The organism is Blastococcus colisei (genome assembly GCF_006717095.1).
GTDB classification, from domain to species: Bacteria; Actinomycetota; Actinomycetes; order Mycobacteriales; family Geodermatophilaceae; genus Blastococcus_B; species Blastococcus_B colisei.
The window spans coordinates 2,784,761-2,800,199 of sequence record NZ_VFQE01000001.1; the positions used below are offsets into that span (position 1 = coordinate 2,784,761).

Annotated in this window: 17 protein-coding genes; all 17 read right to left on the minus strand. The window is 74.3% G+C overall.

The annotated features are described in order from the left end of the window. Position 1: 1 nt before the first annotated feature. The 17 genes from hisG to mihF all read right to left on the minus strand — a co-directional run bounded on the left by hisG (position 2) and on the right by mihF (position 15,219). Complete coding sequence (gene hisG / locus FHU33_RS13255; protein ID WP_142025765.1) at positions 2-868, minus strand: ATP phosphoribosyltransferase; 867 nt, start codon at positions 866-868, stop codon at positions 2-4. 30 nt (positions 869-898) lie between these two features. Beyond that, positions 899-1,162, minus strand: a complete 264-nt coding sequence (locus FHU33_RS13260; protein WP_142025766.1) for a phosphoribosyl-ATP diphosphatase — start codon at positions 1,160-1,162, stop codon at positions 899-901. Beyond that, positions 1,159-1,683 (minus strand): 6,7-dimethyl-8-ribityllumazine synthase, encoded by a 525-nt coding sequence (ribH, locus tag FHU33_RS13265; protein WP_142025767.1) that lies wholly within the window; start codon positions 1,681-1,683, stop codon positions 1,159-1,161. The genes FHU33_RS13260 and ribH overlap by 4 nt, the downstream gene beginning before the upstream one ends. After that, entirely contained in the window at positions 1,680-3,011 is a 1,332-nt protein-coding gene (locus tag FHU33_RS13270; protein WP_142025768.1) for a bifunctional 3,4-dihydroxy-2-butanone-4-phosphate synthase/GTP cyclohydrolase II, read from the minus strand. Before FHU33_RS13270 ends, ribH begins: the two co-directional genes overlap by 4 nt. Beyond that, positions 3,008-3,616 (minus strand): riboflavin synthase, encoded by a 609-nt coding sequence (locus FHU33_RS13275; protein WP_142025769.1) that lies wholly within the window; start codon positions 3,614-3,616, stop codon positions 3,008-3,010. Before FHU33_RS13275 ends, FHU33_RS13270 begins: the two co-directional genes overlap by 4 nt. A 1-nt stretch (position 3,617) precedes the next feature. Beyond that, positions 3,618-4,694: a bifunctional diaminohydroxyphosphoribosylaminopyrimidine deaminase/5-amino-6-(5-phosphoribosylamino)uracil reductase RibD gene (ribD, locus tag FHU33_RS13280; protein WP_246063588.1), complete on the minus strand. Its 1,077-nt coding sequence runs from the start codon at positions 4,692-4,694 to the stop codon at positions 3,618-3,620. Continuing rightward, positions 4,691-5,362, minus strand: a complete 672-nt coding sequence (gene rpe / locus FHU33_RS13285; protein WP_142025770.1) for a ribulose-phosphate 3-epimerase — start codon at positions 5,360-5,362, stop codon at positions 4,691-4,693. The genes ribD and rpe overlap by 4 nt, the downstream gene beginning before the upstream one ends. A gap of 121 nt (positions 5,363-5,483) precedes the next feature. Beyond that, the gene (locus tag FHU33_RS13290) at positions 5,484-6,860 is read right to left on the minus strand and encodes an RsmB/NOP family class I SAM-dependent RNA methyltransferase (RefSeq protein WP_142025771.1); all 1,377 of its coding nucleotides are present in this window, start codon (positions 6,858-6,860) and stop codon (positions 5,484-5,486) included. Further along, entirely contained in the window at positions 6,857-7,846 is a 990-nt protein-coding gene (gene fmt, locus FHU33_RS13295) for a methionyl-tRNA formyltransferase (RefSeq protein WP_246063591.1), read from the minus strand. Before fmt ends, FHU33_RS13290 begins: the two co-directional genes overlap by 4 nt. Further along, positions 7,783-8,328, minus strand: a complete 546-nt coding sequence (def, locus tag FHU33_RS13300) for a peptide deformylase (RefSeq protein ID WP_142025772.1) — start codon at positions 8,326-8,328, stop codon at positions 7,783-7,785. Before def ends, fmt begins: the two co-directional genes overlap by 64 nt. Further along, a complete protein-coding gene (locus tag FHU33_RS13305) occupies positions 8,325-9,050 on the minus strand; it encodes an aspartate/glutamate racemase family protein (RefSeq protein ID WP_142025773.1) in 726 nt (241 codons plus the stop codon). The genes def and FHU33_RS13305 overlap by 4 nt, the downstream gene beginning before the upstream one ends. 78 nt (positions 9,051-9,128) lie before the next feature. Further along, the gene (locus tag FHU33_RS13310; protein WP_246063593.1) at positions 9,129-11,120 is read right to left on the minus strand and encodes a primosomal protein N'; all 1,992 of its coding nucleotides are present in this window, start codon (positions 11,118-11,120) and stop codon (positions 9,129-9,131) included. 148 nt (positions 11,121-11,268) lie between these two features. After that, the gene (metK, locus tag FHU33_RS13315; protein WP_142025774.1) at positions 11,269-12,465 is read right to left on the minus strand and encodes a methionine adenosyltransferase; all 1,197 of its coding nucleotides are present in this window, start codon (positions 12,463-12,465) and stop codon (positions 11,269-11,271) included. Positions 12,466-12,570: 105 nt separating this feature from the next. Further along, positions 12,571-13,785 carry a bifunctional phosphopantothenoylcysteine decarboxylase/phosphopantothenate--cysteine ligase CoaBC gene (coaBC, locus tag FHU33_RS13320; RefSeq protein WP_142025775.1) on the minus strand — a complete coding sequence of 405 codons (1,215 nt, stop codon included), beginning with the start codon at positions 13,783-13,785 and terminating at the stop codon, positions 12,571-12,573. A 139-nt stretch (positions 13,786-13,924) separates the two neighbouring features. Then, positions 13,925-14,188: a DNA-directed RNA polymerase subunit omega gene (rpoZ, locus tag FHU33_RS13325; RefSeq protein WP_012949163.1), complete on the minus strand. Its 264-nt coding sequence runs from the start codon at positions 14,186-14,188 to the stop codon at positions 13,925-13,927. Between the two features lie 76 nt (positions 14,189-14,264). After that, positions 14,265-14,852 (minus strand): guanylate kinase, encoded by a 588-nt coding sequence (gmk, locus tag FHU33_RS13330; protein WP_142025776.1) that lies wholly within the window; start codon positions 14,850-14,852, stop codon positions 14,265-14,267. A 40-nt stretch (positions 14,853-14,892) separates the two neighbouring features. Further along, a complete protein-coding gene (gene mihF / locus FHU33_RS13335) occupies positions 14,893-15,219 on the minus strand; it encodes an integration host factor, actinobacterial type (RefSeq protein WP_026855236.1) in 327 nt (108 codons plus the stop codon). Between the last annotated feature and the right edge of the window lie 220 nt (positions 15,220-15,439).

The window sequence follows — 15,439 nt, forward strand, 5'->3', positions numbered from 1 at the left end:
ATCAGACGCGGGACGCGTGGATGCTCGTGACCAGGATGGCGCGGGCGCCCAGCTCCCAGAGCTCGTCCATGACCCGGTTCGTGTCGGCCTGCGTCACCATCGCGCGGACCGCCGACCAGCCGGCCCGCTGCAGCGGGCTCACCGTGGGGCCCTCGATCCCGGGCGTGATCGCGGTGGCCTCCGCCAGGATCTCGTCGGGGCAGTCGTAGTCGAGCATCACGTACTGGCGGGCGACGAGGACACCCTTGAGGCGGCGCCGCAGCTGGGCGACGGCCGGGATCTCCTCCGCCCCCTCGCGGCGGACCAGGATGGCCTCGCTGGTGAGGACGGGCTCGCCGATGATGTGCAGCCCGGCGGCACGCAACGTCGTCCCCGTCTCGACGACGTCGCACACGGCGTCGGCCACACCCAGGCGGCAGGCGGTCTCGACCGCGCCGTCCAGCTTCACCACGTCGGCCTTGATCCCCGACTCCTCGAGAAAGCGCCGCAGGAGCACCGGGTAGGCGGTGGCGATCCGCTTGCCGGCGAGCTGCTCCACCTGCTCGATGCCCGACTCCACCGGTGCGGCGAACCGGAAGGAGGACCGGCCGAAGCCCAGCGACATGACCTCGACCGCAGCCGGTCCCTCGCCGTCGTCGGGCGCGGTCTCCAGCAGCATGTCGCGACCGGTGATGCCCACGTCCAGCGTGCCCGCCGCGACGTAGACGGCGATGTCGCGCGGGCGGAGGTAGAAGAACTCGGTGTCGTTGTCCGGGTCGTAGACCGCGAGGTCCTTGGTGCTGCGCCGCTGGCGGTAGCCGCTCTCGGCGAGCATCTCGGCCGCGGGTTCGCTCAGGACGCCCTTGTTGGGCACGGCGATGCGCAGCACGAGCGGGAACCTTTCAGCGGGTGATCGGGATCAGAGGTGAGCGTAGACGTCGTCCAGCGTCAGGCCCCGGGTCAGCATGAGGACCTGCACCCGATAGAGGAGCTGGCTGATCTCCTCCGCCGTCCGCTCGTTCGTCTCGTGCTCGGCGGCCATCCAGGACTCGGACGCCTCCTCCACGACCTTCTTGCCGGCGGCGTGCACACCGTCGCGCACCGCCTGCACGGTGCCCGACGTCGGGTCGGCGGCGGCCACCTTCGCCGACAGCTCGGCGAACAGCTCGTCGAAGGTCTTCACGATCGGCCTCCCCGGACCGGCGCGGCGGTGAACCCCGTCGTCCGCTGGGGGGCACGCACCTCACGCAGGGTCAGTGCCGTGGCGAGCGCGGCGATGGCGGCCTCCCAGCCCTTGTCCTCGGCCGAGCCGGGCAGCCCGGCCCGGTCCCGTGCCTGCTCCTCGGTGTCACAGGTGAGGACGCCGTTGCCGACGGGCCTGCCGGCATCGAGAGCCACCCGCGTGAGACCGGCGGTGACCGCGTCGCAGACGTACTCGAAGTGCGGCGTCCCCCCGCGGACGACGACCCCCAGCGCGACGACGGCGTCGTGCCGCTCGGCCAGCGCCTGGGCGACGACCGGCAGCTCGACGGCCCCCGGTGCGCGGACGACCGTCGGATCTGGCACGCCACTGGCCTTCGCCGCCTCGACGGCACGGGCCAGCAGCTGGTCGGTGATCTCCGCGTGCCACGTCGTGGCCACGACGCCCAGGGTCAGCCCGGTCGCGTCGACCGGCTCGACGACTGGTGCCCCTGATCCGCTCACGACGGCTGCTCGTCGACGCGCAGGGGAACGTTCGCCGGGATCGGGTCGGCGTGGGCGGGCTCGCCGGGGGTGTCGGCGGGGCCTGCCTCCGTCTCGGGCTCGATGATGTCGAGCAGGTGACCCATCCGGTCGCGCTTGGTCCGCAGGTAGCTGAGGTTCTCCGCCGTGACGGTGCTGGGCAGCGGCACCCGCCCGAGCACGCGGAGTCCGTAGCCCTCCAGGCCGGCGCGCTTGGCCGGGTTGTTGGTCAGCAGCCGCATCGTGTGCACGCCGAGGTCGACCAGGATCTGCGCGCCGGTGCCGTAGTCGCGGGCGTCGGCGGGCAGGCCGAGGTCGAGGTTGGCATCGACGGTGTCCACGCCCCGGTCCTGCAGCTGGTAGGCCTGCAGCTTGTGCAGGAGGCCGATCCCCCGGCCCTCGTGCCCGCGGATGTAGAGCACGATGCCGCGGCCCTCCTGGGCCACGGCGGCGAGCGCGGCCTGCAGCTGAGGGCCGCAGTCGCAGCGCAGCGAGCCGAACACGTCGCCGGTGAGGCACTCGGAGTGCACCCGGACCAGCACGTCGTCGCCGTCGCCGATGTCGCCGTAGACGAAGGCCACGTGCTCGCGGTCGTCGTAGGAGCTGGAGTACCCCACGGCGGTGAACGTGCCGGCGGTCAGCGGGACGGTGGCCTCAGCGACCCGCTCGACCAGCTTGTCGAAGCGCTTCCGGTAGGCGATGAGGTCGGCGATGGAGACCATCACCAGGTCGTGCTCGTCGGCGAAGACCCGGAGCTCCTCGCCGCGGGCCATGCCGATCGGGTCCTTCTCGCTGACGATCTCGCACAGCACGCCCGACGGTCGCAGCCCCGCGAGCACCGCGAGGTCGACGGCCGCCTCGGTGTGTCCAGGCCGCCGCAGCACGCCGCCGTCCTTGGCGCGCAGCGGCACGATGTGGCCGGGGCGGCTCAGGTCCTGGGCGGTGCTGTCGGCCGCGGCGAGCGTCCGGATGGTGGTCGCCCGGTCGGAGGCCGAGATGCCCGTCGTGATGCCCTCGCGCGCGTCGACCGTCACCGTGTACGCGGTGCCGTGGCGGTCCTGGTTGACGCGGAACATCGGCGGCAGGTCGAGCCGGTCGGCGTCGGCCTCCGTGACGGCCACGCAGATGTAGCCGGACGTGTAGCGGACCATGAACGCCACGAGTTCCGGGGTGGCGAGCTCGGAGGCGAAGATCAGGTCGCCCTCGTTCTCGCGGTCCTCGTCGTCGATGACGACGACCGGCCTGCCGCTCTTGATCGCGGCGATCGCGGTCTCGATGGTGTCCAGGCGCGCCAGGGGGCTCTCGTTCATCGCCGTCCTCCCAGCAGACGCTCCACGTACTTGGCGATCACGTCGACCTCCAGGTTGACGGTCTCCCCCGGGGCGCGCGCACCGAGCGTGGTCTCGCGGAGGGTGGTGGGGATGAGGCTGACCTCGAACCAGGGCTCGGGCACATCGGCGGCGCTCACGGCGCTCACGGTGAGCGAGACGCCGTCGACGGCGATGGAGCCCTTCTCGACGACGTAGCGGGCGAGCTCCTGGGGCAGCGCGACGCGCACGACCTCCCAGTGCTCACCGGGTGTGCGGCCCAGGATCCGGCCGACGCCGTCGACGTGGCCCTGCATGAGGTGCCCGCCCAGGCGGGTGTGCGGCGTGACGGCACGCTCGAGGTTCACCGGGGCGCCCTCGGCGGCGGACCCCAGGCTGCTGCGGATCAAGGTCTCGGCCATGACGTCGGTGCTCCAGACGTCGCCGTCGACCGCGGTCACGGTGAGGCACACGCCGTTGACGGCGATCGAGTCGCCGAGCTCCACGTCCTCCAGCACCCGCTGCGCGCGGATCCGGAGCACTGCGGAGTCCGACTGCTCCTCGCGGACGACGACGGTGCCCACCTCTTCGACGATCCCGGTGAACACCTCAGCTCCCTCCGTCCGCGTGCTGGTCCCCACCAGTGTGCCGGGTAGGTACCAGCCGGATCTGCACGTCCCCGCCCATCGGGATGAGATCGACGATCCGCAGGGAGAGCGCATCGGCCATCGTGCTGATTCCCAGGTCACCCACCAGGGAGGAACCCGCCCCCAGCAACGTGGGCGCCAGGTGCACGAGCACCTCGTCCACCAGCCCCGCTCGGAGAAAGGCCGCAGCGAGGGTGGGCCCGCCCTCCAGCAGGATCCGGCGGACGTCCCGGTCGAACAGCTCGGCCAGGAGGTCGGCGGGAGTACCGGCGCGACTGACGTGCGTCGGGGCGGCCTGGTCGAGCAGCCGGGCGGTGCCCGGGAGCCGCCCGCGGCGGTCCACGACCACCCGGAGCGGCTGACGCCCGGCGAGCCGTCCCTCCGCGTCGCGGACGGTGAGCTGCGGATCGTCGGTGAGCGCCGTTCCCGAGCCGACGACGACGGCGTCACAGGTGGCCCGCAGCCGATGCACCGCGGCGCGCGCCTCCTCGCCGGTGATCCACCGGCTGGTCCCGTCGGCCGCGGCGACCCGGCCGTCGAGCGTGGCGGCGGCCTTCCAGATGACGAACGGGCGCTGCTCGCGGACGCCGGTCAGCCACGCGGCCAGAGCGCCCTCCTCGGCCGCGCCCCGCTCGACGCCGACCTCCACCTCGATGCCCGCGGCCCGGAGGCGCTCGGCGCCCCCGCCGGCCAGCTCCGTCGGCTCGGGAACGGCCACCACGACCCTGGACACCCCGCCCGCGATCAGCGCGTCCGCGCACGGCCCGGTGCGGCCGGTGTGCGCGCACGGCTCCAACGTGACGACGGCGGTGCCACCGCGGGCGCGCTCGCCGGCCTGCGCGAGGGCGGCCACCTCCGCGTGCGGGCCGCCGGGCGGTGCCGTCGCCCCCTCCCCCACCGGCGTGCCGTCGGAGGCGAGGATCACCGCGCCCACCGCGGGGTTGGCGCTGGTCGTGCCGAGGACGGAGGCACCGAGCTCCCGGGCCCGGGCCATGGCGTCGGCCTCTCGCCCCCGCAGGTCGGTCGGGGTGGCGCTCACCCGCGCATCGCCGCGGCGGCCTGCTCGCGCAGTGCGGCGATGGCCTTGCCCGGGTCGTCGGCCCCGTAGACCGCGGAGCCCGCGACGAACATGTCGACCCCGGCCTCGGCGGCCTGCTCGATGGTGTCGGCGTTGATGCCGCCGTCGATCTCGACGATCAGCCTCAGCTCGCCTGCGTCGACGAGCCGCCGCGCCGTCCGGACCTTGTCCAGGACGCCGGCGATGAACGACTGCCCGCCGAAGCCGGGCTCGACGCTCATGACCAGCAGCGTGTCGAAGTTCCGCAGGACGTCGAGGTAGGCCTCCAGCGGCGTCCCGGGCTTGATCGCCAGGCCGGCCAGGGCTCCGGCGGCCCGGATGTCGCTGGCGACCGCGCGGGGGTCGGTGCACGCCTCGGCGTGCACGGTGACGTTGCGCGCGCCGGCCTCGGCGTAGCCCGGTGCCCAGCGGCCCGGGTTCTCGATCATCAGGTGGCAGTCCAGGGGCACCGGGCTGACCGCGTGCACCGCCGTCATCACCGGGAGGCCGAAGGTCAGGTTCGGCACGAAGTGCGCGTCCATCACGTCGAAGTGGAGCCAGTCGGCGTCGGCGACCCGCCGGGTCTCCTCACCCAGGCGCGCGAAGTCCGCCGACAGGAGGCTGGGCGCGATCAACGGTTCCCGGGACACGTCCGCCGAGTCTAGGTGGGCGCCGACGTCCCACGGCCGGGGTGTTCCGCCGTGGATCGGTGCCGGCGGCGGCGGTGCTCTGGCGGCCTACACGGCCGGGCGAGCGTTACCCGCTGCTCGCCTAGCGGGTGCGGCGGAGCAGGGCCATGAACATGGCGTCGGTGCCGTGCCGGTGCGGCCACAGCTGGCCGTACTTCCCGCGCTCGATGCCCGGCACCTCGGGGAAGAGCGGTGCGACCGGCAGGACCTCGACGTCGTCCCGGGCCGCCGCTACGTCCACGACGCCGATGGTCTCCTCCGTGTGCGGCGAGCAGGTCACGTAGGCCACCACTCCTCCGGGACGGACCGACGCCAGGGCCCCGGCCAGGAGCTCCACCTGCAGCTCCACCAGCGGGGCGACGTCCTCGGGCGTCCGGCGCCAGCGCACCTCCGGACGGCGGCGCAGCGCGCCCAACCCGGTGCACGGCGCGTCGAGCAGCACCCGGTCGAACGAGCCGGGTGCCCACGGCGCCTCCCGCCCGTCGGCGGCCAGCACCTCGACGTCGGCCTCCCCGGCCAGCGCCTTGCGCACCAGCTCGGCGCGGTGCGGCGCCCGGTCGGCGGCGGTCAGCCGGACACCCTCGGGCCGGACGGCGGCCAGCAGCCCGGCCTTGCCGCCGGGTCCCGCACACATGTCCAGCCACGCCCCGTCCCGGCCGTCGAGAGGCGCGCGGGCGAGCAGCAGCCCGGCCAGCTGGCTGCCCTCGTCCTGCACCGCCGCGACGCCGGACCGCACGGAGGCGAGCCGGCCGGGATCCCCGCCGTGCAGGCGCACCGCATGCGGCGACCACGGGCCTGCCTCGCCGCCGGACTCCCCCACCAGCTGCTCGCGGTCCATGCGCCGGGCCACCAGGTGGACCTCCGGAGCCGCGTCGTCGGCCAGCAGCGCCGGTTCGAGCTCCGCGTCGCCGCCGAGCGCGACGCGCCAGGCGTCGACGATCCAGAGCGGGTGGTTCGTGGCGAGGGCCAGCCGATGGGCGTCGTCCCCGCCGAGCGCGGCGAGCCACTGCTCGCGGTCGCCGCTCGCGGCCACCTTGCGGAGCACCGCGTTGACCAGACCCGAGGCGCCCGGGCCGACGATCGCGCGGGTGAGGTCGACGGTGGTGTCGACGGCGGCGTGCGACGGCACCCGGAGGTCGATCAGCTGGTAGGTGCCCAGCCGGAGCAGGTCCAGCACCCGCGGGTCGAGCTCCGCGAGCGGGCGCGAGACCAAGCCGGTCAGGACGGCGTCGAGGGTGCCCTGCGCGCGCAGCGTGCCGTACGCCAGCTGGGTGGCGAAGGCGGCGTCCCGCTCGTCGAGCTCCGGCCGCTCGCGCAGCAGCTTCGGCAGGAGCAGGTTGGCATAGGCGGCCCGCGAGGTGACGCCGTCGAGGACGTCGTACGCGGTCAGCCGGGCGCCGTCGAGGCGCGGGGGACGCGTGGCGGGATGGCGGCGGCCCCGGGAACGGCCCGGGCTCATGCGCCCATCCGCTCGCCGGGCTCCGGACGTGCGCCCCTGGCCCAGTCGGCCGCGGGGAACATGCGCTTGCCGGCGGGCTGCACGTTCCCGAGCCGGACGGCGCCGCGGCCGGTGCCGACCAGCACGCCGTCGGAGCCGACGGCCACCTCCCCTGCCTCGAGCAGCTCAGAGCCGGCGACCGGTTGGACCGGGCCCAGCCGGAGGCGGTCCCCGCGCCACGTCGTCCACGCGCCGGGCGCCGGGGTGACCCCGCGGACCCGACGGTCGACCACGTGCGCGGGAAGGTCCCAGCTCACCCGGGCGTCGGCCGGGTCCACCTTCGGCGCCAGGCTGATCCCCTCGGCGGCCTGGGGTTCGGCGACGAGTGTGCCTGCGGCGATGCCGTCGAGGGTCGCCACGAGCAGGCCTGCGCCGCTTCCGGCCAGTCGGTCGAGGAGGTCACCCGCGGTGTCGCGGGGACCGATGGCCTCGGTGATCGTGCCGTAGACCGGGCCGGTGTCCAGGCCTGCCTCCAGTCGGAACGTCGATGCGCCGGTGATCTCGTCGCCGGCCATGAGCGCGTGCTGCACCGGAGCGGCCCCGCGCCAGGCGGGCAGCAGGGAGAAGTGCAGGTTGATCCAGCCGTGCGCCGGCAGGTCGAGGGCCGCCTGCGGGACGAGCGCGCCGTAGGCCACGACCGGCGCGCAGTCGACGGCCAGCCCGGCGAGCTGCTCGAGGAACTCCGGCTCGCGCGGCGATCGCGGCTGCAGCACCGGCAGGCCAGCCGCGTCGGCCCGCTCGGCCACCGGCGACCGGCTCACCTTCCGGCCGCGGCCGGACCGGGCGTCCGGACGGGTGAGGACGGCGACGACCTCGTGCCCGGAGGCGAGCAGGGCCTCCAGCGACGGGACGGCGGGCGCCGGCGTACCGGCGAACAGGAGCCTCAGTGGGGGCTCACCTTGACGACCGGCGGCGGTGTGGGCAGGTACGCGGCCATGCCGGCCCACTCGGCCGCCTCCAGCTCGGCCAGGGCGGCCGCCCGGGCCTCGGCGTCGAGCCGGTCGACGAACAGGACACCGTCGAGGTGGTCGGTCTCGTGCTGGATGGCACGGGCCAGCATCTCCGAGCCCTCCACCCGAACCGGATCGCCGTGCATGTTCCAGCCCGTGGCCACGACGTGCAGGTGGCGGCGGCAGTCCCAGCGGAATCCGGGGATCGACAGGCAGCCCTCCGGGTCGATCTGCTCCTCGTCGCCCACCGGTGCCACGTCGGGGTTGACCAGGTGGCCCACCTCGCCGTCGACGAACCAGGTGAAGACGCGCAGGCCCACGCCGATCTGCGGCGCCGCCAGACCGGCACCGCCGGCGGCGAACATCGTCTCGGTCAGGTCGCCGACCAGCCGGCGCAGCTCCGCGTCGAAGTCGGCCACGGGAGCGGCCGGAGTGCGGAGGACCGGGTCGCCGAGCAGCCGGATCGGGGTGACGCTCACCCGACGATCGTATGCGGGGCCGCCGGACCGCCGTCCCCCAGCGCGGCACGGACGGCGGCGGCCACGTGCAGCGCCGTCGTCGGGAAGGTCGGGACGTCGACGTCGTCCGGTCCGAGCAGGAGTTCGATCTCGGTGCAGCCGAGCACCACGCCCTGCGCCCCGCGCGCGACCAGCCGGTCGACCACGTCGCGGTAGGCGCGGCGCGACTCCTCCCGCACGACGCCCCGCACGAGTTCCTCGTAGATCACGTGGTGCACCAGGTCGCGGTCGCCCCGATCGGGGACGACAACCTCCAGCCCGGCGGCGGAGAGCCGGTCGATCAGGAATGGCTGCTCCATCGTGTACCGGGTGCCGAGCAGGCCGATCCGGGTGAGCCCCGCCTCGGTGATCGCCTCGGCGGTGCTGTCGCCGATGTGCAGGAAGGGGACGTCCAGCCCGGCGGTCACGGCGTCGGCGACAGCGTGCATGGTGTTGGTGCACAGGACGACCACCTCGGCTCCGGCCGACTGCAGCGACCGGGCGTCGGCGGCCAGCAGCTCACCGGCGCGGGCCCAGTCCCCGGTCGCCTGCAGGCGCTCGATCTCGGCGAAGTCCACCGACAGCAGCACGCATCGAGCGGAATGCAGCCCACCCAGCTGCTCGGCCACCGACTCGTTGAGCAGCCGGTAGTACAGCGTGCTGCTCTCCCAGCTCATCCCGCCCAGCAGCCCGATCGTCTTCACGAGTTGATCATCGTCGGTGTGCGCGGGACACGCGCGAACACGCCGGCCTGCCGGGACGCACACGATGATCGACCCGCGTCACACCAGGTCGAGCGGGTCCAGCTGGACGCGTACGTGCTCGGGTGCCTTCTTCGCGCTGCGCACGCCCTGGACCTCCGTCAGCGCGTGTGCCAGGGCGCCGCCCTCGCTCCGCGGCACCCGCACCAGGTAGCGCTCCCGCTCGCCCTCCTGTCCCGGCCGCGGGCGCTCGGGTACCGGCCCGAGCAGGTCGGCGTCGTCCGGGAGCCGCAGCGCGTCGAGGAACTCGGCGAGCGCCGCCGGGGACCCGGAGACCGACGCGATGCGGGTGACGGGCGGGAAGCCGAGCTCACGGCGGTCGGCGAGCTCGCGGGCGGCGAGCCAGCCCGGGTCCCAGCGCACCAGGGCCTGGACGACGGGGTGCGCGGCGTCGGCCGCGACGACGACGTGGCCACCGGCCGACGCCGGACGCACCAGCGTGGCCGCGTTCATCCAGCGCCGCAGGGTCTCCTCGCCCGCCCGCAGGTCGGCGCGCCCCAGCAGCGCCCACGAGTCGAGCAGCAGCGCCGCGCCGTAGCCACCGTCGGCGACCGGCTCCGCTCCCGGCGTCGCGACGACGAGCGAAGCACCGGCCGGCACGGTGGCCAGGACTCCCGACGTGCTGCCGGAGGTGCGCACCGTCGCGCCCGGGAAGGCGCGGGCCAGCTCCTCCGCCGTCCGGGACTCACCCACCACCGAGGCCCGCAGCTTCGTCGCGTGGCAGTGCGGGCAGTCGAAGGTGGCCGCGGGCCGGGCGCACCACCGGCAGGCCGGGATCCTCGTCCCGCCCGGCCCGGGGCGCGGGGAGATCCCCAGCGGGCCGGCGCAGTGGGCGCATCGGGCCGGCGCACGGCAGCGGGCGCACGCCAGGGACGGCACGTAGCCGCGACGGGGCACCTGCACCAGCACCGGGGTGCCCGCGGCCAGCGCCCTGCGGGCGGCCTCGTGGGCCAGCGACGGCAGCCGCGCCGACCGGGCGGCCGGGTCGCGGGCCAGCTCGAAGTCCTCGCCGAGCGCCTGGACCCGGGGGGCGGCCGCGCGGAGGACGGCGCGGTCGGCGACCAGCTCGTGCGCCCAGCCCGACTCCACCAGCAGAGCGGCCTCCGCGGTGCGCGAGGTGCCCGCGACGACGGCGGCGCAGTTGTCCAGCCAGGCCCGCTGGACCAGGACGTCGCGTGCGTGCGGGTACGGCGCGTGCTCGTCGGAGTGCAGGTCGTCGCCGTCGTCCCAGACCGCCACCAGGCCGAGGTCACGGACCGGGGCGAACATGGCCGCCCGCGTCCCCAGCACCACCTGGGCGGCCCCCCGGGAGGCCGCCAGGAACTGCCGGTAGCGCTTCTCGGGCGAGTCGTCGGCACGCAGCACCGTGTACGAGTGCTCCGGCAGCAGTCCGGCGGCCGCGGCAGCGAGCCGGTCGAGGTCCTTGCCGTCGGGGACGACGACCAGCGCGCCCCGCCGTCCGGACAGGGCCGCCCGGCACAGCTCGACGAGCCGGGTCGGCCAGTCCTCGCCCGGGAGCGCGGTCCAGACCGCGCGGGCCGGGCGCCCCTCCGCCAGGGCGTCGAGCAGGGCCGGGCCGGCCTGGTAGCGCGCGAAGCCCGTCGGATCCGGCGGCTCGGGCAGCGACTCCGGCGTCGGCGTCGGCCGCTTCTCGGCCGCGGCCCGGCGCGGCGGGAGGGCCAACCGGAGCACGTCGCCGGCCGTTCCCGCGTAGCGGTCGGCCACCGTCCGGACCAGCCGGGCGACCTGCGGGGTCAGCACCGGTTCCCCGGAGGGGACGTGGGACAGCGGCTGCAGGGACCCGGGGAAGTCCGTGGTGTCCCCGAGCTCCCAGACGACGCCGTCGACGAGCCGCCCGTGGAACCGCACCCGCACCCGGCAGCCCGCCTGCACGGTGCCGGCGAGCTTCTCGGGGACGGCGTAGTCGAACGGCCGGTCCAGGTGCGCCAGGGGCACGTCGACGACGACCCGGGCCACCCGTGGGGACGCGGGCGGCGTCGGGTGATCCGGCACGGTGCGACGGTAGCCGGGAGCTGCGACACGACCGCCGTCGTCGGGACGGTCGAGCCGAGCCGTCGGTCGAGCAGTGGACCCGGTGGACCCGGATGGCAGTTCAGTCTGGGCTGCCCGGGTCCACTGCTCGTCCGTGAGCTGACTGGGGTCAGGCACCCACGGCTGCGCGGAGGGCGTCGACGCGGTCCAGACGCTCCCAGGGCAGGTCCACGTCGGTCCGGCCGAAGTGCCCGTAGGCGGCCGTCGGCGTGTAGATCGGGCGCAGCAGGTCCAGGTCGCGGACGATCGCACCCGGGCGCAGGTCGAAGACCGCGCTGATCGCCTTCTCCAGCGCGTCCTCCGGCACTGTGCTGGTGCCGAACGTCTCGACGAAGAGCCCCACCGGGTGGGCGGCGCCGATCGCGTAGGCGACCTGCACCTCGCAGCGGCGGGCGAGACCTGCGGCGACGACGTTCTTGGCGACCCAGCGCATGGCGTAGGCGCCCGAGCGGTCGACCTTCGACGGGTCCTTGCCCGAGAAGGCCCCACCGCCGTGCCGTGCCATGCCGCCATAGGTGTCGACGATGATCTTCCGGCCGGTGAGCCCGGCGTCACCCATCGGGCCGCCGATGACGAACTTGCCGGTCGGGTTCACCAGCAGCCGGTACCCGCTGGTGGGCAGGCCGAGGGCGGCCAGCTCCGGCTCGACGACGAGCTCCTGGATGTCGGGGGCGAGCAACTGCTCGATCGAGATGTCCTCGGCGTGCTGCGAGGAGACGACCACCGTGTCGACGGCGACCGGCTGGTCGTCCTCGTAGACCACCGTGACCTGGGTCTTCCCGTCGGGCCGCAGGTAGGGCACCGAGCCGTCCTTGCGGACGGCCGACAGCCGGCGCGCGAGGCGGTGGGCGAGGGCGATCGGCAGCGGCATGAGCTCGGGGGTCTCGTCGGTGGCGTAGCCGAACATCAGGCCCTGGTCACCGGCGCCCTGGCGTTCGATCGCGTCGTCGGCGGACCCCGAGGTGCGCGCCTCGTAGCCGGTGTCGACGCCCTGGGCGATGTCGGGCGACTGTGCGCCGATGGAGACGCTGACGCCGCAGGACGCGCCGTCGAACCCCTTGCGCGAGGAGTCGTAGCCGATCCGCAGGACGGTGTCGCGGACGATCGAGGCGATGTCGACGTAGCCGGCGGTGGTCACCTCACCGGCGATGTGCACCTGACCGGTGGTGATCATGGTCTCGACGGCCACGCGGCTGCTCGGGTCCAGGGCGAGCATCGCGTCGAGGATCGAGTCGCTGATCTGGTCGGCGATCTTGTCCGGGTGGCCCTCGGTGACCGACTCGGAGGTGAAGAGACGGCGTGGCACTCGGCACTCCCTAACGTGGTGGACGAGACGACTGACCGCTCGGAGCACGGCCCGGGCGAAACGCTACCGGCAGGGACGGACGGCCGGTGCGCCCACCCGAGGTACTCAGTCCGGCAGCCGCGGGGCGATGGTCGCCCAGATGCCGGCCGCGACGGCGTCCTTGCTGCCGCGCGGCACCTCGGTGGCCGAGCCGTCCGCGGCGAGGACCACGACCGTGTTGTCCGCCCGGCCGAACACCTGCCCGGCCGACACGTCGTTGACCACGAGCAGGTCGCAGCCCTTCCGGGCGAGCTTCGCCCGGGCGTGGGTGAGCACGTCGGCGTCGGCGTCCCCCGTCTCGGCGGCGAAGCCGACGACGAGCTGACCGGGCGACCGCTCGCCGACCAGCTCGGCGAGGACGTCGGGGTTGCGCACCAGCGGCACCGAGTCCGGCTCGGCGGCGGAGTCCTTCTTCAGCTTGTCCGCGGCGACCGACGCGGGCCGGAAGTCCGCCACCGCGGCGGACATGACGACGACGTCCGCGCCCGGGACCTCGGCGAGCATGGCCGTCCGCAGCTCGTCGGCCGTGGCGACGGGAACCACCCGCACGCCGAACGGCGCCGGCGCCTCGACGTTGGCCGCCACCAGGACCACGTCCGCCCCGCGGGCGGCGGCGACCCGGGCCAGCGCCCAGCCCTGCTTGCCCGAGGAGCGGTTGCCCAGGTAGCGGACCGGGTCCAGCGGCTCGCGCGTACCGCCGGCACTGATGACCACGCGCCGGCCGCCGAGGTCGGGAGCCAGCGCGTCCGCGCCGTGCTCGAGGACGACCATGGCCAGCGCCGCGATGTCCGCCGGTTCGGGGAGCCGCCCAGGGCCGGAGTCGGGGCCGGTCAGCCGGCCGACGGCGGGCGGCAGCACGACCGCGCCCCGGCGGCGGAGGGTGGCCACGTTCTCCTGGGTGGCCGGGTGCAGCCACATCTCGGTGTGCATCGCGGGCACGAAGACGACCGGGCAGGAGGCGGTGAGGAGGGTGGCGGTGAGCAGGTCGTCGGCGCGGCCCATGGCGGCGCGGGCCAGCAGGTCGGCGGTGGCGGGGGCGACGACGACGAGGTCGGCGTGCTGCCCGATCCGGACGTGCGCGACCTCGGGGACGTCGGACCAGACGTCGGTGGTGACCGGGTTGCCCGACAGCGCCTCGAAGGTCGCGGCGCCGACGAAGTGCAGGGCGCCGCGCGTCGGGACGACGCGCACGTGGTGACCGGCCTCGGTGAACGCGCGCAGCACGAAGGCGGCCTTGTAGGCGGCCACCCCCCCGCTCACGCCGAGCACGATCGACGACACGTGATCATCCTCCCAGCACGAGAACGCACCCGGCAGCGACTGCCGGGTGCCTTCTCATCAGTTCTGGCGACGTGCTGGAACGGCCACTTCGCAGGGACCCGCCGCGAGCGTGCGAGCGGTGGGGGGCGAAGTGGTCCTTTCAGTTCTCGCCGGCGGTGTGCGTCAGCAGACCCTCGTTGATCTCGCGGAGCGCGATCGACAGCGGCTTCTCCTGCGGCGCGGTGTCGACCAGCGGGCCGACGTACTCCAGCAGACCCTCGGAGAGCTGGCTGTAGTAGGCGTTGATCTGGCGCGCGCGCTTGGCAGCGAAGATGACCAGGCCGTACTTGCTGCTGGTGCGCTCGAGCAGCTCGTCGATCGGCGGGTTGGTGATGCCCTCGGGGGCAGGTGCGACTCCGGACACGGGCGGGCGTGCTCCTCATTCGATAGCGGGAGGAAGGCGCCGGCGGGTCCACCGGCGAGGCTCTTCCTCGTGGGCGCTACTCCCCTGGCACGAGGCCGGGCGAGGGCGCAGTCAGCAAGCCTACCAACTCGAAAGCAGCCCGGGCGACGTCGTCGTTGACGACCACCACGTCGAACTCGCCTGCGGCGTCCAGCTCGGCCTGCGCGAGAGCCAGCCGGCGCTCCTGGACGGCGGGCGGTTCGGAGCCCCGGCCGGCCAGCCGGCTGACCAGCTCGGCCCACGACGGCGGCGCCAGGAAGACCAGCTGCGCCTCGGGATCACGGGCCCGCACCTGGCGCGCCCCCTGGAGCTCGATCTCCAGCAGCGCGGGGGCGCCGGCGGCCAGCCGCTCCCGCAGCGGCGCCACGGGGGTGCCGTACCGGTTGCCCGCGTACTCGGCCCACTCCAGCAGGCCGTCGGTCGCGACCAGCCGGTCGAACTCGCCCTCGGCGACGAAGTGGTAGTGCACGCCGTCGACCTCGCCCGGACGAGGGCGGCGGGTGGTCACCGACACCGACAGCCAGACGTCGGGATACCGACGCCGGACCTCCGCCACGACCGTGCCCTTGCCGACCCCCGAGGGGCCGGACAGCACGGTCAGCCGTGCCGCATCGCCTGAAACCACTCGCCGTCCTCGTCCGGGTACATCCGTGGTCGGGCCGGGATCAGACGACCTTCTCGTCCTTGAACTCGGCCTCGAGCGCCTTCCGCTGGTTGGCCCCCAGCCCGCGCACGCGGCGGGTCGGGGAGATCTCCAGGCGCTCCATGATCTTCGCAGCCCGCGCCTTGCCCACGCCGGGCAGGGACTCCAGGACGGCGGAGACCCGCATCTTGCCGATCACCTCGTCGGTCTCGCCCTGCTTCAGGACGTCGCCGACCGTGGCGCCCTTGCTCTTGAGCCGCTCGCGCAGCTCGGCGCGGGCCTTGCGGGCCGCTGCGGCCTTCTCCAGGGCTGCTGCGCGTTGTTCGGGGGACAGGTCAGGCAAAGGCATGGCGACCCAATCGTGAGAGTTGGCCGGCGCGGTTTCGGCCGGGCAGTCGTCGTCAGGAAGTCGTAGGGAGTGGCTCGCCTCTGAGCCTCACGACCAACCTAGTTCCCGGTAAATGCGCTGGTCACGCGCACCCCCGCCGGGAAAAGCGCTGCTCGCGCGCCGTATCGGTTCACCCTGCGTCGACCTCCACGGTCACGATCGGTCATACACGCAGGTCGCA

What these genes read in the sequence shown, in the direction of transcription:
- FHU33_RS13270 (WP_142025768.1), bottom strand. Translation starts at nt 3,011, where the DNA reads ATGAACGAGAGCCCCCTGGCGCGCCTGGACACCATCGAGACCGCGATC.
- FHU33_RS13290 (WP_142025771.1), bottom strand. Translation starts at nt 6,860, where the DNA reads ATGAGCCCGGGCCGTTCCCGGGGCCGCCGCCATCCCGCCACGCGTCCC.
- mihF (WP_026855236.1), bottom strand. Translation starts at nt 15,219, where the DNA reads ATGCCTTTGCCTGACCTGTCCCCCGAACAACGCGCAGCAGCCCTGGAG.